This is a genomic window from Pseudidiomarina sp. CB1 (assembly GCF_024752025.1).
Classification (GTDB): Bacteria; Pseudomonadota; Gammaproteobacteria; order Enterobacterales; family Alteromonadaceae; genus Pseudidiomarina.
The window spans coordinates 1,452,454-1,477,118 of the sequence record NZ_JANTPU010000001.1; the positions used below are offsets into that span (position 1 = coordinate 1,452,454).

Below are 24,665 nucleotides of genomic sequence, written 5' to 3' on the forward strand. Positions count from 1 at the left end.
GTTACTCATAACTAAACAGGTCACCACCATGCATATCGATCATTTCGAGCGCCTTACCGCCGCCACGTGCAACACAGGTAAGCGGATCATCGGCGATAATCACTGGAATTCCTGTTTCTTCCATCAACAAACGGTCAAGGTCACGCAGTAATGCACCACCGCCGGTGAGCACCATACCGCGCTCGGAAATATCTGATGCTAGCTCTGGCGGTGATTGCTCAAGGGCAACCATTACCGCACTCACGATTCCCATCAGCGGCTCTTGCAGGGCTTCAAGGATTTCGTTGCTGTTCAGCGTAAATGACCGCGGCACACCTTCGGCAAGGTTACGGCCACGAACTTCAATCTCGCGGACTTCGTCACCAGGGAACGCCGAGCCAATTTCATGTTTGATTCGTTCCGCAGTTGCTTCACCAATCAATGAGCCAAAGTTGCGGCGGATGTAATTCACAATGGCTTCATCGAACTTATCACCACCAATCCGCACAGAAGATGAATAGACCACACCGTTCAAAGAGATAATCGCAACTTCTGTAGTACCACCACCAATATCGACGACCATTGAACCGGTCGCTTCAGATACCGGAAGACCTGCACCAATCGCTGCCGCCATAGGCTCATCAATAAGGTAAACTTCGCGCGCACCTGCACCGAGGGCTGATTCACGAATGGCGCGACGCTCAACTTGAGTCGAACCACAAGGCACGCACACCAATACGCGTGGACTCGGGCGGAAATAGTGACTGTCATGCACCTTCTTAATGAAGTGTTGTAGCATCTTTTCGGTCACATAGAAGTCGGCAATAACACCGTCTTTCATAGGTCGAATCGCTTTAATATTGCCCGGCGTACGGCCTAACATTTGCTTCGCTTGATGCCCTACAGCTGCCACGCTTTTCGGGCCACCCGAACGCTCTTGACGAATGGCAACAACCGAAGGTTCGTTCAGCACGATACCTTCGTCTTTCACGTAAATAAGTGTGTTTGCTGTACCCAAATCGATGGAGAGATCGTTTGAGAAAATTCCGCGCAATTTCTTAAACATCAGGGGTGTTCCCTTTACTGGTCTTTTGTTCTATCGGGTTGGTGGGAAAACGCACTCACTTTAGCAATAGCTGATTTGTCGAGCAAGCGCACTCCGCATAGCTTGTGCGTATTATTGCATATTTTTTGCCTGCTTTGACACTGCTAATAACGTCCGATTTATGCACTACAGGCACCACTGCGGATATACCCATGACTTTGCACACAAACATAACGCGTTGTCGCACCGTTAATCGTAAATTCGACGCTGCTTTGACCGCATGGTTCCGCCACGCTGCTGTGATTTTCGGACACTGGGCAACCCCAACTGTTAAAAAGCCAACGCGCTTGCGCATTTGCTAACGAAGCCGTTACGGTGACAGTCACCTCAGCTGCAAGTGGAATCTTTTCCGCATTCGTAATGGTTTCACCACAAGTGTAGGGCTGCAACTCAGCAGCACTGATCGTAATGCCATAACACCGTTGTTTCACATCCTGCATGGCGCGCTCTTGGCTCAGCCGTAATAGGCTTAGTAACTCGGTCTGCACACGTTGCTCGGCAATGCCGTCACGACTCATAAATGCAGGACCCGCAGTGACCGCAATAATGCCCAACAGGATGATAACGACGATCAACTCGATGACCGAGAAGCCTTGCACGTTTTTTACACTCAAGTTTGCTGTCATGCCCAATTCCGAGGTCGCAGTGCGAAAATATGTAAAAAGAGTATAGTATTGACTTAACAAGTTAAAGATTGTTGATAAACTGACCATAAATTAAGCAACTGCGAACAACAACTAAAATATGAAGCAACGCTCTCCACTCACTTGGCCTTCGGTCACCGCAGCAACGTCCATGCGCGGCTTTACTTTGATCGAACTGATCATCGGTGTAGTGGTTCTCGCCTTTGCCTTATCGCTCGTAGCCACGCTCATTTTTCCGCAAGCCCTGCGCAGTGCGGAACCCGTATTACAAGTACGCGCGGCGAACTTAGCCCAAGCTTTCATTGAAGAAATTCAAGGCAAGTCCTTTGATGAAAACAGTGACCGCAGTGGCGGCTCGTTGCGCTGTGGCGAAACTGGAGCGCCCGCCTGCAGCAGCACACTAGGCCCCGATAGCGAAACGCGTGAGCGCTTTGACGATATTGATGATTATCACCTGCTGCATGTCGCTCAACCTAATCTCCAAGACGCATTAGGCACCGATATCAGCGACGACTACCGTGGTTTTAGCTACGCCATTGAGGTGTGTTACAGCGACCCCCAGGGTAGCTGCAGTGGCACCGTTACCCGCTTCAAGCGCGTGCAAGTGACGTTCACGACTGCGCAATCGCAAGACTTCACGTTCGCCTTCATTAAGGGGAACTATTAATGCGGGCCCATACAAGCCTTCAGCGCGGCTTCACCCTCGTCGAAATTATTATTGTGGTAGTGTTGCTCGCCGTCTTGGCGATTTACTCCTTTAGTTTCTTGGGCATTGGCAGCGAGATCGTCGCCCAAGTCGGGTCACGTACACAGCTGGTCGCAGAACAACGCTTCGCTGTCGAACGTCTGAGTCGCGAAATTCGTTCTGCGGTGCCGCGCAGTGCACGCAGCAACGGTGCCTGTCTTGAGTTTATGCCGATGCTCGGCAGTAATGTGTACTTATCATTACCACGCCCTGGCCCAGGCGGCACCACCCCGATGGTCGTGGTGACCCCTTATTTAAGTTTAAACACCGCGAACCTGGTGGGAAGTTATGTTCTCGTCTATGCGACGGAACCGAGTTATATCTACAGTACTGACCAAACGCGACGTAAAACCATCGCTGCCATAGCTGTCGATACCCCGCAGAACGGCCTCGCCACGCTTACGTTGGCTGGTTCGCCAAGTGAGTTTTTTACCGACAGCCCCGCGCGTACGTTTTACTTTGGTGCGAACCCTGTCAGTTGGTGTATTGATGAGGCACGCAACGAACTCGTTCGCTTTACCAACTATGGTCTTAGCGGTACGCAGCCCGGCTTAACTACGTTGCAAAGTAGCGCTGGCAGCCAGCAGGTCATGGCAGTCGATGTCGCTAACACTCTAAGTGCGGGACAAGCTCCCTTTGTGGTCCTTGAGCCAAGCCTTCAACGCAGCAACTTAGTGCGACTGTTTTTTGCTTTCGTTTCCAGCGAGGATCAGAACGCCACCATCGACATCACGCATGAGGTTTATATTCCCAATGTACCTTAACGCGCACCCTTTACAGCGTGGCGCTGCACTTGCAGTTGCCCTCTTCGTGTTGCTGATTGTGGCTTTGCTCGGCCTCACTTTAGTTCGCGCACTAAACGACAGTGCTAATGCGGTCGCGAGTGATGTGTTAGGCACGCGTGCGCAACTTGCCGCGCAGAGCGGCGTGCAGTTACTCATGACCGAACTGTATCCATTAGATGCCGAATTAAACACCACGATCTGTCCGGCTCGGAGTGGTAACGAGCCGCCCGTTGTGCGGAATTACAGCTTTGCAGCTCAGGGGTTAACGCAGTGTGACGCTGCTGTTCGCTGTAATCAGCTACAATTAAATCATCCTTATAGTGGCACCCACGTACGCATTATTGCTGAAGGAAGCTGCACGGGTGGCGACTTTCATTTTTCAAAACGCATTTTGGTGGAGATTGGTGATGGGGTTCAATAACCGTTTTTGGCTACCGTTAAGCATAAGTGCTTTGGTCTTTGCAGCTGGAGTGTTAAACAGCGGTATTGCCAATGCGCAAACAACACCAAGCGCTGCGCAATGCGAGCAGTACAACGACCTGTTTGATTACGGTATTATTGGTGAAAGCGGCTTTGAGTACGGCAATAATTCAGAAATTAACGATAATGTTATCGATGGCACAGGGAATACACCCACACCAATTGGCCAAGTTGAAACAGTTGACTTGCAATTCCCCCCACTTTCACCCAGCACGTTTCCCAGTTCGCAAACCGGTGGTGCCGACTTAGTCAATGCGACCACTATTGCGCCGGGTAGCTACGGTACTATTTCCACCGATAAAAGAGGTAATGCAACACCTTTGGTTACCTTCAGCGGCGGGGGGACCTATTACATTGAAGAACTCACTTTTGAAGGCCGCGATTCTGAGGCGCAATTAGGTCCCGGTGATTACTTTATCGAACGCCTCGACCTCGACAATAACTCCTACATTAATATTGTTCCGCAGGGGCAAGTTCGGCTGTTCGTGCGCGATTACATTATTGGTGATAATAATATTTTCGTGAATAGCTCGGGCCCGGTCGGCGACATGTTGGTCTTTTTGTACGACGGTGCATATGTCAATCTTGGCAACTACAACGAAGGTGGCGCAAGTAATACCGTCATTAACTTCAACGGCCTGATCTACAGTCCCTTCGCATCGACCTCGGTTACGCTTGGCAACAACAATAATTACCAAGGCGCCATTCTTACCCCCGGCACTATCACGGTAGGCAACAATACTAACTTTGACTACAGCCCCGAGGTCCAAGAAGATTTGCTCGAAGCCATAGGCTGTGGCCCGCAACCAAGCATTCATCACTTGCGCATTCGTCACCCACAGTCGGTGGTCAGTTGCTACAGTGCGGTGGTAGAGGTTTTGGCCTGCGCCGATGCCAGTTGCTCGCAGCTTTATAACGGTAATGTCGCGGTCGACCTTAGCGCTGGTGCCAATGGGCCAGTGTGGCAAGGGGGTGACGTTGTCAGTAGCAACGGTGCTTCAGCCACCCTTAACTTCGCCAATGGTAGTGGTGTCGCTGGCTTGCAGTGGCCCGCTGGCGGTACTGCTACGCTTGCCGCAACGGGCAGTTCACCCGCACCTGTTGCCGCGAGTCAATGTGTTGATAGCAGTGGTACCGTGGCAACCGATTGTACGGTCGACTTTAACACCGCCGGTTTCATTGTCGCAGCAGCCGATGGACAAAGTACCATTCCGAGTAGCTTCGCGGGTGTCGACTTCACGACCACCTTGCGTGCGGTGCAAACCAATACCACTACTGGCGCCTGCGAAGCGCGTCTTTCAGGCCCGCAGGCGGTCGAGCTAGCAGTTCAATGCAGCAATCCAACACAGTGCCAAGCTGGGCAAGAATATCAAGTAAACGGCGAAACTGTAGCGCTCAACAACGCTGGTTCGACGCTCAATTACAGCGTGTTCAATCTTACTTTCGATAGTAGCGGCACCACGACGCTCACCAATAACTACACCGATGTCGGGTTATTGCGCATGCACGCACGCGTTGATCTCAACGCTTCAGCCAACGGCAATCCGACGGTCAATGATCCCAGCCTCGTCCTCGTCGGGACCAGTCTTAATGATTATGTGGTTAAACCCCACACACTCACCGTGCAAGCACTGGACAGTTCAGGTCAACCGGTCGCTGCAACCACGGATAGTGGCGCAGGTTATGCCGCCGCCGGTGAGTCCTTTAGCGCCATTGTGCGTAGCTTTAATGCCAACGGTCAGGTCACGCCTAACTTCGGTAACGAAGTCACGCCACTCGCCGTCTCTGCAAGTTTTGACTCCGTCGCTTACCCGCTGCCATCGCATCCAAATGCGGATGCCAGTAAGTTGCAACTACCCAACCCGTTCACACCCAGTGGCTCCTTAGCAGGGGCTTACGCGTCGGACGCTGTGGTTTGGAACGAAGCTGGGACCGTCAACCTTAGGGCAGCCCTCCCAAATAATAGTTACTTGGGCGGTGGTGATGCCTTTAGCCGACCGCCAAGCCCGATTGGACGCTTTTACCCCGCGCATTTCACCCTGCTTACGGGGAGTGTTACCGATAGCTGTAGCGCTGGAGACTTTTCCTACATGGGCGATGCGGCCGCCTTACTTGATGCAACACTTGAGGCCCGTAGTGTCGATAACTTGCGTCTCTACAATTACGGTGAGTATTACGTTGGCACCGCAGTGCTGACGTCAGTGGTGCGCAACACCCCTGCTGACACCAGCGCCGACGACTTCACCTCGCGTTGGCAAGCAACCTTGCCTACCACATGGATCGACGGCCAACTACTGCTAGCAGTCAACGATGCCACCTTGCAAAAGCGCGCAGATTTAACACCTGACGGTCCATTTACCGCAATCGAAGTTGGTCTACAAGTGGCCAGCGAGATCGACAACCGCGATTTTCTGCCAGCTCAAGTTACTTTGACCACACTTAGTGGCGACGCAGTTCCGTTAAGCGGTGAGCTAAATCTGGTCTACGGTCGCCTTGCTCTAGATAATAGCTATGGTCCGGAAAGTTCGAATTTACCGGTAGCGTTGCGAGCGGAATATTGGAATGGTGAGCTCTTTACCACCCATCCGGCCGACCAGTGCAGTGGTTATGATCCCGTAAATTTGGCGGTGGTGGATTACATCGACCCGATCACCACGACCCCTGGTGGTGCGCCCGGCACTCTTATCGATGGTACGGTTGGCACAGCGCCACTGTTCTGGACGGCACCAACCGGTACACCAGCACAAGGCGAATTCCGTTTCGAGCTCGACGTTCCTAGCTTTCTGGAGTACCCATGGCAGGATCCCGATGGCACAACCTATAACGACCCTCGTGCCTTTGGTGGCTTTGGCGAGTATCGCGGTAATGTACGCAAGCTAAGTGAACAGGACTTAACGCAGTAAGTACAAAAAAGGCGCTCCGAAGAGCGCCTTTTTTTTACATCATGAATCCGTTAACAACCAGCAGTATCAACCGAAACTGTTGCTGCAGTGTCTGCATCCGCCGCTTGGGTGTAAAGCACATGGCAGCTGTCCGTTGCACCAGAAAAATCTGGCTCGACGCCAACTGGGTGAAAACCAATCGCGCCTACTGCCACGTCAGAGTCGTCACCATTTGTTACTTGTGTCCAATCGCTTGCACTAAGACCTGCTGCTACCGCAATGCCTGCGGCATCAGCAGTTGGATAACCAAATGCAGTCGTCACAGTACCGCCTTCCGTGGTTACTGAGCTAGGGTTAGTATCTTCAGTGCCATTCACTAAGCTACGCGCGTAAACCAGCTGCATCGCACCTTGGATTGACGCTTGCGCACCTTTCACTGTTGACTCGCGCGCATCAGACGAGAAATTAATAAATTGTGGCGCTGCAGTTACCGCAAGGATCCCCAGCACAACAATCACGATGATCAATTCAATTAATGTAAAACCTTGTTGCCGTTTCATTTGCACATCTCCCTAGTTAAAATAATATCACCTTGAAACCAAGTGCTTCAGGTGCAAGTTACCCGTGTCTCTGCGTTACCTAGTGACTAATATACCCACTATTTATCACTCGGCGCTACCGCATAACGCGAGAAACTCAACAGCAATCCCTAAAATTTTAGTTATTGCTAAAAATGCTTACCCCACCAGTGCGTGGGTTGTAGACAAATACGTTCCCAACACTCAAGTAGTCGTTACCTGATGGCGCGCTGGTCAAATTCTTGATGGTGTTTGCTAAAAAGTACACGCAAATGTCGTTGGTGCCGTTATTCTCACGCGCCACATAATAACGATTTTCGCCCAACAACGCATAGTTTGCTGTGGCTGTTGGTGCGCCTTGCAAAATCGCCTGCATCAATGTCCGGCAGTCTTCGCTGGTCATGCTTTGGTCGTGGGCTTCAGCGTTGCTATTACCACTTACCGGATAACCTGTATTACCGTCGACATTTACGGGAACACCATCCATCACGATCACTGCGCCAGCTCCTTCGGCATTCCCTTTCGGGCGGCCACGTAACTCCCATTCGGCGCGCACTAAGCTTACGGCACTGGCAAAACCACCCGCAACGCCTTCAAGTGCTGCATCTTCGGCATCAGCACTGACGCTCGTGAAGCGTGGCAGTGCCGAAGCTGCAAGGAGTCCCAAAATTACAATCACGATGATCAATTCAATCAGCGTGAAGCCGCGTTGACGCGTTGCTTGCTCGGCGTTCATAGTTACGTCCTCTTCACAATGTTCTGTCGTTGGTTGTTGCTTATAAAACATGGTTACCGCCCTTTGTACGCATCCATCATGTCCCACATCGGGGTAAATATACCTAGCGCCATGATGGCCACCATGATTGCCACGAGTACCAGCAATATCGGCTCAATACGTGCTGTTAAACTTTTCAAATCATAGTCGACTTCGCGCTCGTAGTAGTCGGCAACCTCATTTAATAATTCGTCCACGCGGCCGGTTTCTTCACCCACGCTAATCATTTGCATGACCAACGGCGTGAACAACTGCGTCCCCTGCGCTGCGCGCGTCAGGCCTTCACCTTTTTCAATGGTGCGGCGCATATCTTCAATGCGGTCATGCATCCAATAATTGTCTACCGCATCAGCAACCAAATGCAATGATTGCGTCAATGGTACACCGGCCCTCAGCATTACTGCGAAACTTCGAGAAAACCTTGATAACAGGCTTCGCAATACGATATCACCAAAAATCGGGATGCGGGTTTTCCAGCGATCCCAACGTATCCGTCCGGTTTCACTTTCCTTAAACCGTTTAATGCCAAACAGTGATGCAACAATGGCGATGATCATTAATGGCCACCAGGTCACAAAAAAGTCCGACACACCGATTAAAATACGGGTCGGTAACGGCAATTCCGCATTAAATTGCTCGAACATTCGCGCAAACGTCGGAATAACCCAAATGTTCAAAATAAACATTGCGATAACCAAGGCCGATACAATAAACATCGGGTAGCGCAATGCTGACTTCACCTGTTTGCGAGTATCTTGCTCCTTCGCCAAATAATCCGAGAGCTGCTCAAACGCTTCTTCTAATTGTCCCGTGTTTTCACCTACGTGGACGACCGCTACAAGTAAACGTGGAAAAACGTGGGGATGCGCTCCCAAAGCTACCGATAATTCACGGCCACGTTCGAGTTGATCGACAACGTCAGCTAACACCGTCCGCATGCGTCGTTTCGGGCTATTTTCAGCCAAGCCCTCGATCGCACGAAGTAGCGGAATACCTGCCTTGGTCAACGAGTACATTTGTCGGGTAAAGACAATCAGGTCATCGAGCGTGATTTTTTCGTCAAATAAACGCCAACCCGCACTTTTTTCTTGCTCTTCACTACGTAGTTGAATCGCCAAAGGTGTCACCCCACGGCGAATCAGCGTATCCGCTGCGGCACGCTCTGAAGTCGCCTCGAGTGCGCCAGTTACGAGTTCGCCGGCAGCATCCCGACCGCGATAATCAAACTCAGCCATCGCTATGCTCCGCAAGCTCGGTCAAGGTGCCCTTGAGCTCTTCTTCCTCAACGGTCTCGGCCAAGAATAAAACTTCATCAACACTGGTAATGCCTTGCCGCGCATAGTCAAGCGCAGAGAGTGCCAACGGTCTAAAATTCGGTGCTGCACGAGCGGCACCGGCAAACTCACGCATGTTGGCGTCACGCAAGGCATTGACCATGTCTTCATTGAGTTCTAACAGTTCGAACACACCGATACGACCTTTGTAGCCAGTATGGTTACAGTTACGACAGCCCTTACCTTTAACGAAGCCGCTACCGTCTTTCGGTAAGTCCGGCGCCATGCGGCGCAGCAATGCAAGATCAGAGGGTTCAATCATCGCAGCCGTTTTGCAACTATCACACACTTTTCGAATCAAGCGTTGTGCCAGCACGCCACGCACTGCCGCGCCCACCAAATAAGGCGCGGCGCCCATATCAATTAAGCGCAAAGCACTGGTAATCGAATCATTGGTGTGTAACGTGGTCAGCACCAAGTGGCCGGTGATGGCACCACGCAGGCCGATTTCAACGGTTTCGCCATCGCGCATCTCACCCACCATGATGATATCCGGATCTTGCCGTAAGGTGGTGCGCAATACACGCGAAAAGCTCAGTCCGATTCGACTATTCACTTGTACTTGAGAAATCCGTGGTAAGCGGTATTCCACTGGATCTTCAACGGTAATAATCTTCTTCTCAGCTTTATTCAACTCATTCAACACGCCATACAGGGTTGTCGTTTTACCCGAACCTGTCGGACCGGTTACGATCAGCATCCCGTAAGGCTTGTGAATCAAATCTTTGACGCGCTTAAGCAAGTGCTCAGGGAGCCCCGTTTGCTCGAGCTCTAGAATACCAGCCGACTGGTCAAGTAAACGCATGACGCATGACTCACCATATTGCACTGGCATCGTCGACATGCGCACATCAACAGCATGATCGCGAACTTTAATATGAAAACGGCCATCTTGCGGCATCCGTTTTTCAGAAATATCGAGACCCGCCATCAGCTTCAAACGTAGAACAAGTGCGCTGGCAATGGTCGTTTCATTCAATACGTTTTCTTGTAAAACGCCATCCACCCGCATACGAATGCGCAACGCGCGGTCATCTGGTTCAATATGAATATCCGAGGCACGTACTTGCACGGCGTCCGCAAAAATTGACTGCAATAGTTTGGCGACCGTGGCATCGTCGGTATCGTCTTCGAGCGAAAGCGCGGCAATATCGACCGCCTCATCACGCTCATACTCGGTCTGCAACTGACTGGCAAACTGGGCAATATCTTTGGTGCGTCGATAAAGGTTATCAAACGACTCAAGTAATTGATGATCGGGGGCTACGGCAAGCTTGATCTCGCGCGGCTGCAGGTACTGGCTAATCGCATCAACAGCCGTCAGGTCCGCTGGATCACTCATGGCGACCAAGGCTTCTTTGTCATCGGCTTCGACAACAAGTGCTCGATGGCGGCGAGCCTGAATCTCAGGCAGCAAGTTAACCACCTGGTCCGCTATCTTTCGCTCACCTAACTCAATGAAAGGAATATTCAGCTGTCGAGCCAGGAACTCGAGCAGTTCCTGTTCCGAGATAAAGCCTAAGTCAACTAGGGTGACACCCAATTTACGGCCGTTCTGGCGCTGATCTTCGAGCGCCTGCTGCAACTGATTTTCACTAATGATCTGCTCTTGGACCAGAAGGTCACCGAGGCGCATTTTAAGTCGCGGCCGCATCGTTATCGGTCTCCCAAAGTATTTAAGCGTTGCTGCGCATAGTTGCGCGCGTCAGCGTTTAACGTATCGGTTGCCAGCGCCTGTTGGTAGGAACGCATCGCTGCATCTGGCTGCTGGGCATCTTCAAAAGCCACTGCGGCAGCTAACCACCAGCGTCCTTCGCCTGTGCGTTCAGCGAGTACGACATAATCTGCAGCCGCACTGGCGTAACGGCCTACTTCGTTCGCTGCGGCAGCGCGTAATTGATACAAGTCCGCCGCCTCGGCGGCGTTAGGGTTGATTTGCCTAAGCGCATCAACGACGCGTTGATAAGCCCCACCCTCAAGTAAAATTTTGGCATACAACAGTTGCCAGCGACTTTGCTGCGGTTGCAATTCTAAACCTTGCTCGAGCACAGCAAGTGCCGAAGAAATTTGCCCACGGCCATACCAATAGGCCGCAAGCTCACTGCGCGCCGCAACGTGCTCGGGTGCTAACGCTATGACTTGTTCAAAGAGGCTACCAGCGCGTTGCCGTTCACCTTTTTGCATGGCTTCACGCGCTTGCTTAAGCTTCACTTCCGCAAGCTCCTCGGCACTCAATTCAACGCGCTCGACCTGCATGGTTCCCTGCGGTTTTTCGTCTGCGACTGGCGGCTGCTCTGGTGTCGCAACGACCTGTTCTTGCGCAGTCTGTGCGACTTGGCTTTCGTTGTCGCTCGCTGATGTTTGCGCAATCGGTTCCGGCTGTAACCGCTGTTGTGGCTGTGTTGCTGCGGCAACAGGTACGGCAGCCGCGGTTGGTTCGGTAACTATAGCAGCAGGTTCTTGCTGCGGCTGTGTTGCTTTCGACGTTGCTGGCGTCGACGTTGTCGCCGGCTCATTACTCGGAGCAGTCGTAGTAGTTACTTCCACGGGCTCTGGTTGCGACGTTGTCGTTTGCCAGATGACCATTACCGCGGTGACCGCAATGGCAATGATAACGATGGCACCCAGCACCCAGCCCCAAGGAAACGGCTTTGGCGCGGCGGCAGCCGGAGTGGAAACCGTTTGGCGGTCCTGCTGCTGACGTTTATCAAGGTCTCGTAACATGCGGTTAATGACACTCATGACAAATACTCCGTGAACCAACCTTGTTGCCACGATAACCACAACAACACTGCTACGCCAGCGATACCGGCGAGACTCCACCACCAACGCTGGAATGTCGGTAAGCTAACATCTTCAGTGTCCGCTACGGCAAAACGCACATGCCGCGGATGAACTTGATACACGCCCTCGCCATAGCACAATAAAAGAACTTTATGACACAGAATATTGACCAAGCGCGGAATACCGCGACTCGCCCGGTGCAGCATGCCCACTACGCGAGCGGGGAACAAGCGCGCACCTTGGTAGCCAGCCACGTGTAATCGATGCGAAATATAACGTGCAACTTCAGGCAACGTCATCGCCTGTAACTGATAACTAAAAGTAATACGCTGACGCAACTGACGATGCTCACGGGTGGCCAAGCGCTCATCAAGTTCAGGCTGGCCAAAAAGCACAATATGCAAGAGCTTACGTGACTCAGTTTCGAGATTCGAAATTAACCGCAAAGCTTCCAGCGTTTCGGTCGGTAATGCTTGCGCCTCGTCCACAATAATAACCGCCATTTTGCCATCACGGCTGATCTCGACTAAACGCTCTTGAATCGCTTGGGTCAGTAACTGCTCACTTTGCTCTGATGGCGCATCGACCTGCAACTCACGAGCCACATGCGCACGCATTTCACTCGGCGTTAGATACGGGTTGGGAATATAAGCGGTAACGTATTTTTCCGGTAATTCATTGAGCAATTTACGGCACAACAAGGTTTTGCCGGTTCCCACTTCGCCGACGACTTTGATAAAACCTTCGCCGGCCTCTAGTGCGGTCACCAGCACCTCAAAAGCTGCCTTATGGCTCTCCAAATCACAGTAGAAACTGGTATTCGGCGTCAGCGTAAAAGGAAGCTCTATGAGACCAAAGTGCGCTTGATACATGCCCGTCCCGTAGACCTTAGTCGTTATACCATTGCTTCAGCAACTCACTGGAGCGCTCAAGTTCTTGTTGCCAGGTGTCGACACCCACAACAACAGGTCGAATGAGAATAACCAACTCTTTTTTCTGTTCGGTGCGACGTTTGTTCTTAAATAAGTTGCCGACAACAGGTATATCTCCCAAAAACGGGGCTTTACTCTCATTGTCGCTGTAGCTGGTTTGCATTAAGCCACCGAGTACCACAATCTCACCATTGCGCGCGCGTACGATGGTATCACTCTCGCGAATGTTACTCTGCGCTAGCGGTAGGACAAACGACTCTTCGTTCAGGGTCACCGTCTTATTCTGCTCGGTAGTTTCGACCACCGACGGGTGCACATGCAAAATCACTTCGCCGTTATCGCTGATTTGCGGCGTGATATCTAACGAAATACCTGAGAAGAACGGCGTGAGCTCGATATTTGGCGTCGACGTGGTTGCGGTACCAGTTACGGTGGTCGTCGACACATCAGTAACAAAATACTCATCTTCACCAATCTTGATGACGGCCTTTTGGTTGTTGGCCGCACTCACCCGCGGGTTCGACAGAACTTGCACATTACCTTGATCTTGCAGCAGGTTAAGCACGCCACTAAAGTCGCCGACATTCAGTGACATACCAAAGACGCCATTGCTACTCTCAACGGCACCACCGCCAAAACCAATACTGCCACTTGCGTTGCCTAAGCTAAACAAGTCACTCCAATTGATACCTTGTTGATAATTGTCATTCAGCGCAACTTCGACAATCCGCGCCTCAAGGATGACCTGCCGTTGCAAACGCTCTTCCGCCGATCGTAAAAAGTCACGCGCAGCGCGAAGTTCGCTTGGCAGTGCAGTAATCGTGATCAGGCCAGCTTGTGGCGACACCACAACCCGTCGGCCATCGCCTTCGCCAACGATGCCTTGCATGATGTCTTTTAAGTCACCCCACAAGTTCGTTTCAGACTGCGTTGAGATCGACGAGCCGTTGGTTTGCATACCATTGAGACCGTTTTGTTGGCCTAAGTTACTCCGCCCCGGCACACCACCTTGGTTGCCTAACAGCGCATTGTTGTAATTATTCGAACCACCGTACATGCTATTTTCACGATCGTTTTCTTTGACGCCGCCAGAACTTACACTTGTCTGCGACAATCCCATTCGCTGTAACGCTAGATAATCTAAAGCAAAGGTTTCTGTACGAAGCCCTGCAGGGAAAATGCGAATCATGCGGTTTTCTTTGCGAATGTCATAACCGTAAATGTCACCAACCACTTCAAGGGTTTCACTAAGGGTGACTTCTTTCAAACTCACAGTGATGTCACCCGTAACTCCGGGGTGCACGGCGATGTTATAAGGCGAATCAGCGGCCAAACCGGCAAAAAACTCTTGCGCTGGAATGGCGTTCGCATTAACTGAAAATCTGGGCTCAGCAAGGAGTTGCTCACTGGCTTGCTGTGTTTCTAAAACACTTGGCCGCAATGACGCACGCACAGACTCCGGCAACGGCGGCCGTTCACTAGGCTTAATTTGCTCACCTTGGTTCAGCGCTTGCTGCGCTTCTTCTGGTGAGCGCTCCGGTTGATGCGCACATGCTGCAACCAGCATGGTGGTGGCTAAAAGAATGGCTATCCGCATTAGTCCTGTCCCCCTGAACCCAGCGCCTTACTGTACATTGCAAGGCTAATTTCGGCGCCGGTTTGTTGATGGCGAACATCAACGTGGTTCATTGTAATTTTAGTTATGATATACGGTGCTAAGACATCGCCCTCACGAACGCGTTGTCCATTAATAAAGGCAACAGCGCCATCGGTACGTTGCTGAACGGCTTGTAAGCGTAACTGTGTCACCGGCTCGGTGGTCGTGGTTGCCTGTACTCGCTGCGGTGGCGCAGTCGGATCATTCAACTGTTGTGCAAACGCGATATCGGCGATAAAGCTCAGCGCTACTAGCAAACTAACTCGCAACATAGTCACGCTCCAGACTTAACGTATAAATTTCCAGCGTTATCACTGCCTGCGGGTGCTCATCCACTCGATAATCGAGATGCTGCCAGTAAAACGACCAAGGCAACTGTTCAAGCTTTTCAAAGTAGTCAAAGGTTTGCTGGTAGCTGCCACGCAATACCAGTTGCAAGCGATGCTTGTAAATTGCTCCCGCAGTCGCTTCACCGTCGCCATACACACGTTCGGCTGGCAACGCTTGCGCACTTTGCACTTCAAGCCCGCTCGCGTGACTAAGCAATGCCTTCAGCAATTGACGGTTATCAGCGGCGCTAACGTAATTGGTTTCGGACTGCAGACGTGTATTCACTTCGTTCAGTTGGGTTTGCAGTTCAGCCAGTTTATTCTTTAGCGGTGCTTGTGGGTCGCCGGCCAAACGTACCTCAATCGCCTCGATTTGGGTTGCGGTCAAACGATTCGTGTTAAGTTGCTGCTCGAGTTTGGCTTGCTCTGTTTTATAGGCTTGCCACTGCGGCAACAGGAAGACATAAAGGCCAAGATAGGCAACAAACACCAGTGCAAGCCCAAACCAAAATCGACGGCGTTGCTGTGGCAGGTTGTTAAACTTAATCTGCAAATCTTGCCAAGCACTCATGGCTGTGACCTCCCAGCTGATGCGCTCACGTTCCGGGCATGATCAAGATGACCAACGGTAAACTGCAGCCCAAGTTCACCTTCGTCGCGAATCTCAAAAACGCCGAAAGGACGTTCTTTCAGCGCTGGGTAGGAGCTAAACTCGGCCAGCCATGTCGGTAACGTTTGCGGTTGCAACGTTCGCCCTTGTAGCGTCAACGCATCATTCGTCAGCATAATACGCTGTAACCAAATCACTTGATCGTCTGCCGCCGCAAGATCTTGCAACAGTTGCGAAAAGCTCACTTGATTGCGCCCGGTTATGTTCTGCATTTGTGCCAGTAAGCGCTGGCGAAGTGTGAGCTGTTGCTGAACGTCATTAATTTCGGCGCTAAGTGTCGAGTTCTTCATGGCGGCTTCGAGTTGCGCCTGTTTCGTTTGTAACTCAGTACTTAACTCACTTGCGCGGGCATAGCTCTCCACATAATTGGCATGCTGGTACCGCGCCAGCAAAAACAAAACAATAAAGGTGACGACAAAGACGACGACTAACGCGCCGGTATAGGCCGCAAAACGATTTAAGGTTAACCATTCACTGCTTGGCTTTAACTCGTCCACATAGAGGTTGGCGTAGTGCTTCATCGTTTGCCCTCCCATAACTTGAGAGTTGCTACCGCACCACCCAATGCCGCAAAGTCGCTATAATCGCCGACAGCTAGCTCTTGCGCCCAAGCCGGGTAGCTCGCCCAAGCCACTGGTAAGCCAAGGTCTTCGTGCAAACTGGCGAGCACCTCATCTTGCTTAGGTAACGTCAAAGCTAAGGTGACTTGGCGAATCGGACTTTGCCGTAGTTGCCGTTCAAAATAATCACCGGAACGCTGAACTTCAACGCTTAGCGGCTGTAATCCACCCATCCTCACTTCGTCCAACGTCAGGGTATGTAATTGCTCGAGCGCACGCACCGCACGGTTAACTTGTAACTCACCGCCGCGATAGACTTGCAGCAATGCTGCTTGTTCGGCCTGCTGGTAAGCCACCACCGTTGGCTCTTCACTCGCAGTAAACATTTCCGCTATCGCTTGCTCTTCGCTGAGAACCGCGACAACGTTGTCGGAAATTTCGTGAAGGGTTTGGATTAACGGAGCTAATTCAGTTTTGCTAGCGGCGATGGCATTAATTTTATTTTGCCCAGCCTTTTTAATCGGCAATTCATAATAATCGGCAATACAGTCGTCCGGTTCATAGCTTACTAGGTCACGCAGACTGTAACGCAAACTTGCAGCGAGCTCAGCTGGTTCGAGGTCAGGCCGATCTAATGAGACACTCTGATAAAAGTCTATGCCTAAAACCAAACCAACGGGAGGGTTATGACGACAGTATTTGGCATAGCTATGGGCGAGTTTACGAAGAGCTGTTGTGTAATCACCGTCGGTGACGGTGACGTCGTCACACACCACGAGGCTGGGCTTATCGTTATCACGTCCTTCAAGCACCACCATATGCAGCGACGCCTTGCGCAAGGCGAAGGTGACACAGTAGTTCGAATTGTTCCGCGCACGAAATAGATTCAGCAAATTTCTGTCCCTGCTACTTTATAATTTTTATTAGAGGCCGGACGAGGCTTCTTAACGCAAGTTTGACACCTTTTGCGTGAAAAACAAGCACTGCAAGACCTCACAGTGCTTTGTTGTTTTTTTGTTCTCTATTCAGCGAGTTGCCATTGCAGCTTTTCATTTGCCCAATACGGCACCATTGGGCCAATCGCTGTAGCAACAGTCGCTGGAACTTGCCACTCACTGCGAATCAAGGTGACCTGTTCCGTCGCTCGCGGAAAACCATAGAAATCAGCACCGAAATGGCTGGCAAAATCCGCCAACTTGTCGAGCGCATTCATACGCTCGAAAAACTCGGCATAAAGTTGTAACGCCGCTGGAGCCGAGTAACAACCGGCGCAACCACATGCGGCTTCCTTCTTCGACTGGCCGTGCGGCGCAGAGTCAGTACCTAAGAAAAATTTAGGACTGCCCGACACCGCCGCTTGCTGCAGTGCTTCTTGGTGCTCACGGCGTTTTAAAATCGGTAGGCAATAATTATGTGGTCGAATGCCACCCACCAACAAGTCGTTGCGGTTCATCAACAAGTGCTGCGGGGTAATAGTGGCTGCCACGTTTGGCCCCTGCTCCAGCACAAAGTCAACAGCATCACTGGTCGTAATATGTTCTAGCACCAATTTTAGCTGTGGATGACGCGCCAGTAACGGGCGTAATTTGGTATCAATGAACACTTTTTCGCGGTCAAAAATATCGATTTCTGCAGCGGTAACCTCGCCGTGCACAAGCAGCGGAACTTGTAACTCTGCCATCGCTGCGAATACCTCGTCGAGCGCTTCGATATCCGTCACCCCAGCCGCTGAATTTGTTGTCGCCCCGGATGGATACAGTTTAAAGCCAATCACTTCTGAGTTTTCTGCCGCTGCGCGCACGGTCGCAACCGAAGTCTGCTGTGTTAGATATAACGCCATTAACGGGCGAAACGCTGAGGCTTCGGGCCGCTGTGCGAGAATCCGTTCACGGTACGCCATTGCTTGCTCGACAGTGGTTACCGGTGGCACCAAATTAGGCATGATCACCGCTCGCGCAAACACCTTTGCCGTAGCTGGCACCGTGGTTGCTAGGAGTTCTTCGTCGCGTAAATGTAAATGCCAGTCATCAGGGCGCGGAAGGGTAATCTGCTGCATGGGAACCTCTTTATTGGTGCTCAACTCATCAAAAGTTGCGCTATTATAACGCACCAACATCAGCCCGTAACGGTTTGATTGCGGCCTTTTTCTTTAGCGCGATAAAGTGCTTCATCTGCACGAGCCATCCAGTCGTCTATTTTTTTGTCCGAGCTCCTCAGTTCGGTCACGCCAGCGCTCATCGTCACTTTGAGTTGTTTATCGTCGTACTGGAATGCGGTTGCTGCGATCGACTCGCGTATCCGCTCGACCGCCAAGACCGCATCGGCTTCATTGGTATAGGGTAGTAAAATAGCGAACTCTTCACCCCCAAGTCGGCCAAGCAAGTCGATATCGCGTAATTGCTCTTTGCTACGGCAACAAAATTCGCGGAGAACTTCGTCGCCTGCGGCATGACCATAGGTATCATTAACCTTTTTGAAGTAATCAAGATCGATAATTGCAACCGTCATCGGCGCGTTATAACGCATGAACTCATCAAAGCGCTGTTCCATTGCTTCCCAGAACACGCGACGATTAGCGACCCCAGTGAGTTCGTCGGTGGTCGCTAAGCGACGTAGTTCGGTAATCGCAGCTAAACGCTCCTCGTCCATACGCCGCATATGCATTAAAGTGCCTAACGTATCGAGCATGGGACGTAACAAACTTAAGAGTCGGCGTTCAAAGCCGTCGTTTGTATTGGCCAGAATCATTAAGCCAACCACTTCCCGTTTAAAGTACAACGGCAGAATCAAGCCATTTTTAAGTGGCGGCAAGGTTACCGGCTTAAACTGTAATTCCAACTCCGAAATCGGTTGATGACAGAATTCAGGTTCACCTCGAAGCAGTACTTTTTTGACCACATCCCCGCCGACCTCGACTTCAAGCCCCTGCCGAATCAGCTTACCAAACGCATCTGTGTCTTTCGCATCAGCAGCGATGCGTAAGCCATGCGCTAACACCAAATTTCGCTGACGGGAGTCTGGCGGCAATTCACCGACAAAACCAACATTCGTGTGTGTCATCTTCATCAGTTTGGGTAACGCATAGTCACACACATCGCTAAAATCTTTCGCCAGCATAAATTCATGTTGCACGTGAGAAACCAGTTCAAGAATTTCCGCTTGTTGCTGTAAAAAGGTTTCATTGGCAACTTGCTCAGAAATGTCATGGTGAATTCCGGTCATGCGCAGCGGTCGTCGTTGTTCATCAAATTCAACGATCTTGCCAATACTATGAACCCAAACATAATGGCCTTCATGGTGACGAATGCGAAAGCGCATTTCGAAACGATCGGCGCTACCACGCATATGCTCTTGAACTCTAGCTTGCAGTTGCTTAAGGTCATCGGGATGAACCAGCTCACGCCAATCCAATGCTTCTTGCTCGGCGCTTACGTAACCCAGATAAACCTGCCAACGATGGCTGATATCAAGCTCATCGCTCTGTAACATCCACGACCAAGTAAAATACTCGCCCGCGGTAAGCGCTATATCAAAGTTTTGATTAGCCTCTTTGAGCGCCAACTCAAGTTGCTTACCTTTACTATCGTCGAGCAGATAACCACGCACTCGCAGCACGTTGCCTTCTTTGTCCTTATCGGCTCGCGCAAAATGATGAACCCACCGAATAACCTTGCGGCCTTCTAATTCACGGACCACGCGATAGTCCATCTCGAGCGCATCTTCTTCGCCGTCGATAAGACGTTGCATACGCGCCAGTAACTCTTCGCGTTCCACTGGATGCACAATAGCTTCGTAATGCACGTCGGCGCGAAGTAAGAAATCACGATCATAGCCGATAACGCGTTCCGCATTTTCGGCGACATAGCTTAAATGCACATTTGGTTCAATGCGCCACACCACAGCACACACCGGACCCTGCGCTAAAACATCGCGTTCAGCGCGATAATTATCGATTTCAAACCGGTCAGCGATGGTTGCTGCGACCCAATCAGCAAAGGTTTCTAAATAACGCAGTTCGGCCGCTGAAAATTGTCGCGGTTGATGGGAGATCACACACAAAGTACCTAGGTGGAACTCATCGTAAAGCGTAATTGGTGCGCCAGCATAAGCCCGAACGCCTTCTTTCTGCACAACATAGGGGTTATCGCAGAAGCGTTTGTCTTGCGTAGCGTCTTCAATAACCATCGTCTCGCCTGCGGCAATAACGTGGGTACAAAAGGAGACTTTGCGGGGAGTTTCTGATTCGTTAAAGCCGACTTTTGCTTTGAACCATTGGCGCTCTTCATCAAGCAACGTAATAAGCGCGGCGTCGGCTCGGAGCAGCTCTTTGACGAGTAAGGTGATGCGGTCAAAAATCGGGTCAGCGTCGGTATCAAGCAATTCCAACTCGTGCAACAACTGCACACGTGCCTTTTCGTTCTTGGGCACTGGAAACGGTTGCATATAACCCCCTGATTTTTGACTTCAATATAAGCGTAGCAGACATCTTGGAAAACCCTATGTAAAAACCATGACAATTCGTCTACCGCAGGCCGAGTTTTTCCTTCCAATGCTTACGACAACAGGAGATATAACGATCGTTTCCACCTATCGCAATTTGCTCGCCAACTTTCACGGCATCACCGTTTTCATCGATACGCAGGTTCATGGTAGCTTTGCGGCCACAGAAGCAGATGGTTTTCATCTCGTTCACCTTATCCGCCACCGCAAGTAATACCGCGCTGCCAGGAAAAGCTTGGCCAAAAGCATCCGTACGAATACCATAACACATGACAGGAATATCAACGCGATCGACCACATCAGTGAGCTGCCAAACTTGGGTTTCGGTCAGGAACTGCGCCTCGTCGAGCAACACACAGTCGATTTGCTGTTGCCCATGCCTCGCTTCAATCAACGCTGCGAGATCAGTGCCACTGGTGAATGCCAAAGCGGAACGGTCAATACCTAAACGCGAGGCGATCATGCCTTTACCGGCGCGATCATCGATCGCTGGCGTCAACAACAAGACACGTTGGTCGCGCTCTTCGTAATTGTGCGCCACTTGCAGTAGTGAGGTGCTTTTGCCGGCATTCATTGCCGAATACGTAAAATAAAGGGAAGCCATAGATCTTTATTCGCTCGGGTTAACTATCTGCTTGAGGTTTATACTGAGTTTGAGCGCTGAATGCAAAGGCAAATTTTGCTACCATAGTGCGATTCAACTGGAGGACTCACAATGTCACAACGCTACACTCATGAATTCCTGAAGGCCATGCCAAAGGCTGATTTACACCTGCACCTTGATGGCAGTTTACGCCCTGCTGGCCTTATCGAAATGGCGCAGCGCAGTGGTGTTGAGCTCCCCTCCTACACGGTCGAAGGCCTATACGACCAGGTATTTAAAGAAAGCTACAACGACCTTGGCGAATACCTCAACGGTTTTCAATACACCTGTGCTGTGTTGCGCTATATGGAAAACCTCGAGCAAGCCGCTTATGAACTCGCAATGGATAACCTTGCCGAAGGCGTTATCTACATTGAAGTACGTTTCGCCCCACAGTTAATGATGGACCCAAACCGCGGCATCGACTTTGACCGCGTGATGCACACGACCAATGCTGGTTTAAAACGTGCAAAAGATGAATACAACAGCCAAGACGCAGTCAAGAACGGTGACAAGCCACCGTTTGACTACGGTATTATCAATTGCGCCATGCGCATGTTCGGTAAAAAAGGCTTTTCACCTTATTACACACAACTCTTTCAAACGCTACGCGATCACGAACCCAAACAGGTTATTAAAATTGCGGCGATGGAAATGATTCGCGCCAGTATTCGTTTACGTGACGAAGAAGGTTTGCCTATCGTCGGTTTGGACATTGCCGGACAAGAAATGGGTTATCCTGCACACGACTTCAAAGAAGTCTACGAATACGCCCATCAGAATTTTTTACTGAAAACTGTCCACGCGGGCGAGGCTTATGGCGCAGAAAGTATTTTTGAAGCACTCACGCAATGTTACGCCGATCGTTTAGGCCACGGTTATTCGCTGTTTTCGCCTGATATGATCCAAGACCCTAACATCACTGACAAAGACGGCTATGCCAGCCAGTTAGCATCCTTTATTGCTGATCGCCGCATTGCAATAGAAGTCTGCATAACCAGTAACCTACAAACCAATCCAAGCATCGGCGATGTTCGCAATCACAACTTTAAGCATATGTTTGATCACCGTTTAGCCACGGTTATCTGCACCGATAACCGCCTGGTTTCACGTACTACCGTTACACGCGAATACGAGCTTGCCAATCAGGCCGCAGACATTCCGCTCAAGCGCCTTAAAGATATGGTCGCCTACGGTTTTAAGAAAAACTTCTTCCCGCAGGACTACTTAGCGAAGCGCGCTTATGCCAAACAAGTGCTGCAGTACTTCGATAAAGTCGCAGCAGAACACGGCGTGCGTTAATCGCCCGCCGTACTGCTGTTTTGTGCTTGTAAGTACTGGTTAAGAAACGCAAGGTAAGCCTCTTGCGCTTCGATGCGGTTCTGTTTGCTGCGGAAGCCGTGGCCTTCGTCATCAAACAGTACGTATTCAACCGGCACACCATTGTCCCGAATAGCGGCGACCATTTCATCGCTTTCGACCTGTAACACACGCGGGTCGTTAGCGCCTTGCACGATCAACACTGGCGCTTGCACCTGATCAGCATGGAATAACGGCGAAATCCGACGTAGGCGTTCCGCATGCTCAGCAGGATCACCCAGCTCGTCGTACAACGACTGACGGAAGCTTGCCCACCATGGCGGGATACTTTCTAAGGTGCGTACCCAATTCGTTACTCCGAAAATGTTAATCCCCGCATCGAATTCATCGGTAAAGACCAGCGCCGCCATGGTCAAGTAGCCACCATAGCTGCCGCCCATCACCGCAATCTTCTCGCCATCTACCCATGGCAAGCTCTGCAGGTATTTTTTCGCATACACCACATCCTGCAAATCATCTTCGCCATGCCGCCGGTCGTCCAAGTGATAAAACGTTTTGCCGTAACCTGAGGAGCCACGGTTATTGATGCCCAGTATGGCATAGCCATGATTCACTAAATGCTGAATAATCGGACTATAGCCTTTACGCGTTTGTCCACCTGGGCCACCATGAATGAAAATCACCGCAGGCACTTTATTCACAGTGCTCGCTTGATGCGGACGGTACAAAATATTGGGGATCTCAAGTCCGTCAAAACTCTCGAAACGCACCACTTGGCTCGAAACAAGATCTGCTTTATCTATCTTAGGACTTAGTGCATCCGTTACTTGAACCAGTTGTTCCGCGCCTATTCGCCAAGTGTATAAGTTAGACGGTGAAGTGTCCGAATTCACATAAAACGCGACGACCGATTCATCGTTGGAAAAATTAACGCCCCTTAAGTCGCCTGCTGGATAGTCAGGCATTGCGATCGGCTCACCGGTTTCGGTATTCAGAATCGTTAGTTCGGTACTGGCGTCATCATTGACGCCTACCACTTGGTAGCTGCCCTGATCGGAGAAGTAAACAAACATCACGTCCCAATCAGCTGCGTATTCTTCTTGATGCGCTGCTGCGGCAATGTCATAGCGCCACGCCTGAACGAACTCACCGTGGGCATTGGTACCGTAGACCAAGTGCTTACTATCAGGCGTAAAACTAAAAATACTGTTATTAACTGCGGCGGTATCATCAGTGATCAGCAAAGGTTCAGCATTCGCGTCGCTCAAGTCTTGTAAATACAGGTCTGTATCTTTATTGCTGTTAACTTTGGCCAGCGCCAGCCATTGCCCATTCGGAGCCACTAACATATCGGCCCAGCCAGCGTCATTTTGAAAGATCATCGTGCGGCTGTAATCGTCAACTTGATACTGATAGATATCAAAGCTGGCAGGATCTCGCTCGTTGGTCATGACATAAAACGATTGGTCGTCTTCATGCCAGCCTAAAAACGCCGCTTTTAGAGATTCTCCCGGTGTTAAGTCCTGCACATTGCCGTCGAGCTCTCGTACGTAGATATGGTTGAGCTCATTACCGCCTTGATCAGCGGAGTACAGAAAGCGCTTATCGTTCGGGAACCAGCTGAGTCCTGCATAGGCGTCAGTAGTTGAACGGGTCAGTTGCGCAGGTTGGCCACCATCGATGGGGTAACTATAGACATTGAAGATGCCATCGGCATCGCTGGTCACCAGCACCTCGGAATTATCATGGCTCAGTGATGAACCAAACAACGTTGTCGTTGCAAAAAAAGTTTCTGCAGCGTAATTCTCTACGGCAGGCTGCGCTTGCGTGGTTTTGTCAGCTTGTTGCGCAGCACCAGAAGAAGACTCCTGAACTGGACTGCATGCCACCAGCACCAAGCTTACAAAGAATGTTATGGACAGTTTATGGATCAACATAGGTCGGCTCCTCTCCCTTTTTCTAG

22 protein-coding genes are annotated in these 24,665 nt (G+C 50.9%); 5 read left to right on the forward strand and 17 right to left on the reverse strand.

The genetic code is table 11. The features are described 5' to 3' along the window. Position 1 precedes the first annotated feature (1 nt). Together NV375_RS06985 and NV375_RS06990 are read right to left on the reverse strand one after the other, a co-directional pair. The gene (locus NV375_RS06985) at positions 2-1,045 is read right to left on the reverse strand and encodes a rod shape-determining protein (RefSeq protein WP_126753798.1); all 1,044 of its coding nucleotides are present in this window, start codon (positions 1,043-1,045) and stop codon (positions 2-4) included. Between the two features lie 158 nt (positions 1,046-1,203). After that, positions 1,204-1,710 carry a prepilin-type N-terminal cleavage/methylation domain-containing protein gene (locus tag NV375_RS06990; protein WP_258807460.1) on the reverse strand — a complete coding sequence of 169 codons (507 nt, stop codon included), beginning with the start codon at positions 1,708-1,710 and terminating at the stop codon, positions 1,204-1,206. Positions 1,711-1,828: 118 nt separating this feature from the next. On the opposite strand from NV375_RS06990, the gene NV375_RS06995 reads away from it, so the two are divergent. Genes NV375_RS06995 through NV375_RS07010 form a run of 4 tightly spaced genes read left to right on the forward strand, consistent with a single transcriptional unit; the run spans position 1,829 to position 6,641 of the window. Continuing rightward, positions 1,829-2,395 (forward strand): prepilin-type N-terminal cleavage/methylation domain-containing protein, encoded by a 567-nt coding sequence (locus NV375_RS06995; protein ID WP_258807461.1) that lies wholly within the window; start codon positions 1,829-1,831, stop codon positions 2,393-2,395. Next, a complete protein-coding gene (locus tag NV375_RS07000) occupies positions 2,395-3,237 on the forward strand; it encodes a type II secretion system protein J (RefSeq protein ID WP_258807463.1) in 843 nt (280 codons plus the stop codon). Before NV375_RS06995 ends, NV375_RS07000 begins: the two co-directional genes overlap by 1 nt. Beyond that, entirely contained in the window at positions 3,227-3,679 is a 453-nt protein-coding gene (locus NV375_RS07005; RefSeq protein ID WP_258807464.1) for a hypothetical protein, read from the forward strand. The genes NV375_RS07000 and NV375_RS07005 overlap by 11 nt, the downstream gene beginning before the upstream one ends. Beyond that, entirely contained in the window at positions 3,666-6,641 is a 2,976-nt protein-coding gene (locus tag NV375_RS07010; RefSeq protein WP_258807465.1) for a DUF6701 domain-containing protein, read from the forward strand. Before NV375_RS07005 ends, NV375_RS07010 begins: the two co-directional genes overlap by 14 nt. Positions 6,642-6,691: 50 nt before the next feature. Here NV375_RS07010 and NV375_RS12615 read toward each other — a convergent pair whose 3' ends face one another. From NV375_RS12615 to NV375_RS07080, 14 genes are all read right to left on the reverse strand, one after another. After that, positions 6,692-7,180, reverse strand: coding sequence for a type II secretion system protein (locus tag NV375_RS12615; RefSeq protein ID WP_309491684.1), 489 nt, complete (start codon positions 7,178-7,180; stop codon positions 6,692-6,694). Positions 7,181-7,337: 157 nt separating this feature from the next. After that, positions 7,338-7,985 (reverse strand): prepilin-type N-terminal cleavage/methylation domain-containing protein, encoded by a 648-nt coding sequence (locus NV375_RS07020; RefSeq protein ID WP_405035607.1) that lies wholly within the window; start codon positions 7,983-7,985, stop codon positions 7,338-7,340. A gap of 2 nt (positions 7,986-7,987) precedes the next feature. Continuing rightward, the gene (locus NV375_RS07025) at positions 7,988-9,208 is read right to left on the reverse strand and encodes a type II secretion system F family protein (protein ID WP_258807466.1); all 1,221 of its coding nucleotides are present in this window, start codon (positions 9,206-9,208) and stop codon (positions 7,988-7,990) included. Continuing rightward, complete coding sequence (locus tag NV375_RS07030; protein ID WP_258807467.1) at positions 9,201-10,961, reverse strand: GspE/PulE family protein; 1,761 nt, start codon at positions 10,959-10,961, stop codon at positions 9,201-9,203. Before NV375_RS07030 ends, NV375_RS07025 begins: the two co-directional genes overlap by 8 nt. Positions 10,962-10,963: 2 nt before the next feature. Continuing rightward, positions 10,964-12,049: a lipopolysaccharide assembly protein LapB gene (locus tag NV375_RS07035; RefSeq protein ID WP_258807469.1), complete on the reverse strand. Its 1,086-nt coding sequence runs from the start codon at positions 12,047-12,049 to the stop codon at positions 10,964-10,966. Then, positions 12,046-12,963: an ExeA family protein gene (locus NV375_RS07040; RefSeq protein ID WP_258807470.1), complete on the reverse strand. Its 918-nt coding sequence runs from the start codon at positions 12,961-12,963 to the stop codon at positions 12,046-12,048. Before NV375_RS07040 ends, NV375_RS07035 begins: the two co-directional genes overlap by 4 nt. Before the next feature lie 16 nt (positions 12,964-12,979). Next, positions 12,980-14,620: a pilus (MSHA type) biogenesis protein MshL gene (mshL, locus tag NV375_RS07045; RefSeq protein WP_258807471.1), complete on the reverse strand. Its 1,641-nt coding sequence runs from the start codon at positions 14,618-14,620 to the stop codon at positions 12,980-12,982. Then, entirely contained in the window at positions 14,620-14,952 is a 333-nt protein-coding gene (locus tag NV375_RS07050) for a hypothetical protein (RefSeq protein WP_258807472.1), read from the reverse strand. Before NV375_RS07050 ends, mshL begins: the two co-directional genes overlap by 1 nt. Beyond that, the gene (locus NV375_RS07055; RefSeq protein WP_258807473.1) at positions 14,939-15,580 is read right to left on the reverse strand and encodes a hypothetical protein; all 642 of its coding nucleotides are present in this window, start codon (positions 15,578-15,580) and stop codon (positions 14,939-14,941) included. Before NV375_RS07055 ends, NV375_RS07050 begins: the two co-directional genes overlap by 14 nt. Next, positions 15,577-16,200 (reverse strand): hypothetical protein, encoded by a 624-nt coding sequence (locus NV375_RS07060; RefSeq protein WP_258807474.1) that lies wholly within the window; start codon positions 16,198-16,200, stop codon positions 15,577-15,579. The genes NV375_RS07055 and NV375_RS07060 overlap by 4 nt, the downstream gene beginning before the upstream one ends. After that, the gene (locus tag NV375_RS07065) at positions 16,197-17,132 is read right to left on the reverse strand and encodes a hypothetical protein (protein ID WP_258807475.1); all 936 of its coding nucleotides are present in this window, start codon (positions 17,130-17,132) and stop codon (positions 16,197-16,199) included. The genes NV375_RS07060 and NV375_RS07065 overlap by 4 nt, the downstream gene beginning before the upstream one ends. Positions 17,133-17,260: 128 nt before the next feature. Continuing rightward, a complete protein-coding gene (pyrC, locus tag NV375_RS07070; protein WP_258807476.1) occupies positions 17,261-18,295 on the reverse strand; it encodes a dihydroorotase in 1,035 nt (344 codons plus the stop codon). A gap of 59 nt (positions 18,296-18,354) precedes the next feature. Then, the gene (locus NV375_RS07075) at positions 18,355-20,682 is read right to left on the reverse strand and encodes a diguanylate cyclase (protein WP_258807477.1); all 2,328 of its coding nucleotides are present in this window, start codon (positions 20,680-20,682) and stop codon (positions 18,355-18,357) included. Positions 20,683-20,761: 79 nt separating this feature from the next. Further along, complete coding sequence (locus NV375_RS07080) at positions 20,762-21,343, reverse strand: thymidine kinase (RefSeq protein ID WP_258807478.1); 582 nt, start codon at positions 21,341-21,343, stop codon at positions 20,762-20,764. 111 nt (positions 21,344-21,454) lie between these two features. Here NV375_RS07080 and NV375_RS07085 point away from each other — a divergent pair, with 111 nt between their 5' ends. Beyond that, on the forward strand, positions 21,455-22,684 hold the full coding sequence (locus tag NV375_RS07085; protein WP_258807479.1) for an adenosine deaminase family protein: 1,230 nt from the start codon (positions 21,455-21,457) through the stop codon (positions 22,682-22,684). Here the strand turns inward: NV375_RS07085 and NV375_RS07090 are convergent. Further along, a complete protein-coding gene (locus NV375_RS07090) occupies positions 22,681-24,639 on the reverse strand; it encodes a S9 family peptidase (RefSeq protein WP_258807480.1) in 1,959 nt (652 codons plus the stop codon). The two genes, NV375_RS07085 and NV375_RS07090, sit on opposite strands and share 4 nt — an antisense overlap. Between the last annotated feature and the right edge of the window lie 26 nt (positions 24,640-24,665).

What these genes read in the sequence shown, in the direction of transcription:
- NV375_RS07040 (WP_258807470.1), bottom strand. Translation starts at nt 12,963, where the DNA reads ATGTATCAAGCGCACTTTGGTCTCATAGAGCTTCCTTTTACGCTGACG.
- NV375_RS07060 (WP_258807474.1), bottom strand. Translation starts at nt 16,200, where the DNA reads ATGAAGCACTACGCCAACCTCTATGTGGACGAGTTAAAGCCAAGCAGT.
- NV375_RS07090 (WP_258807480.1), bottom strand. Translation starts at nt 24,639, where the DNA reads ATGTTGATCCATAAACTGTCCATAACATTCTTTGTAAGCTTGGTGCTG.
- NV375_RS07000 (WP_258807463.1), top strand. Translation starts at nt 2,395, where the DNA reads ATGCGGGCCCATACAAGCCTTCAGCGCGGCTTCACCCTCGTCGAAATT.
- NV375_RS06995 (WP_258807461.1), top strand. Translation starts at nt 1,829, where the DNA reads ATGAAGCAACGCTCTCCACTCACTTGGCCTTCGGTCACCGCAGCAACG.
- NV375_RS07075 (WP_258807477.1), bottom strand. Translation starts at nt 20,682, where the DNA reads ATGCAACCGTTTCCAGTGCCCAAGAACGAAAAGGCACGTGTGCAGTTG.
- NV375_RS07085 (WP_258807479.1), top strand. Translation starts at nt 21,455, where the DNA reads ATGTCACAACGCTACACTCATGAATTCCTGAAGGCCATGCCAAAGGCT.
- NV375_RS07020 (WP_405035607.1), bottom strand. Translation starts at nt 7,985, where the DNA reads ATGTTTTATAAGCAACAACCAACGACAGAACATTGTGAAGAGGACGTA.
- NV375_RS07035 (WP_258807469.1), bottom strand. Translation starts at nt 12,049, where the DNA reads ATGAGTGTCATTAACCGCATGTTACGAGACCTTGATAAACGTCAGCAG.
- NV375_RS07025 (WP_258807466.1), bottom strand. Translation starts at nt 9,208, where the DNA reads ATGGCTGAGTTTGATTATCGCGGTCGGGATGCTGCCGGCGAACTCGTA.
- mshL (WP_258807471.1), bottom strand. Translation starts at nt 14,620, where the DNA reads ATGCGGATAGCCATTCTTTTAGCCACCACCATGCTGGTTGCAGCATGT.
- NV375_RS07050 (WP_258807472.1), bottom strand. Translation starts at nt 14,952, where the DNA reads ATGTTGCGAGTTAGTTTGCTAGTAGCGCTGAGCTTTATCGCCGATATC.
- NV375_RS07030 (WP_258807467.1), bottom strand. Translation starts at nt 10,961, where the DNA reads ATGCGGCCGCGACTTAAAATGCGCCTCGGTGACCTTCTGGTCCAAGAG.
- NV375_RS06985 (WP_126753798.1), bottom strand. Translation starts at nt 1,045, where the DNA reads ATGTTTAAGAAATTGCGCGGAATTTTCTCAAACGATCTCTCCATCGAT.
- NV375_RS07010 (WP_258807465.1), top strand. Translation starts at nt 3,666, where the DNA reads ATGGGGTTCAATAACCGTTTTTGGCTACCGTTAAGCATAAGTGCTTTG.
- NV375_RS07055 (WP_258807473.1), bottom strand. Translation starts at nt 15,580, where the DNA reads ATGAGTGCTTGGCAAGATTTGCAGATTAAGTTTAACAACCTGCCACAG.
- pyrC (WP_258807476.1), bottom strand. Translation starts at nt 18,295, where the DNA reads ATGCAGCAGATTACCCTTCCGCGCCCTGATGACTGGCATTTACATTTA.
- NV375_RS07080 (WP_258807478.1), bottom strand. Translation starts at nt 21,343, where the DNA reads ATGGCTTCCCTTTATTTTACGTATTCGGCAATGAATGCCGGCAAAAGC.
- NV375_RS07005 (WP_258807464.1), top strand. Translation starts at nt 3,227, where the DNA reads ATGTACCTTAACGCGCACCCTTTACAGCGTGGCGCTGCACTTGCAGTT.
- NV375_RS12615 (WP_309491684.1), bottom strand. Translation starts at nt 7,180, where the DNA reads ATGAAACGGCAACAAGGTTTTACATTAATTGAATTGATCATCGTGATT.
- NV375_RS06990 (WP_258807460.1), bottom strand. Translation starts at nt 1,710, where the DNA reads ATGACAGCAAACTTGAGTGTAAAAAACGTGCAAGGCTTCTCGGTCATC.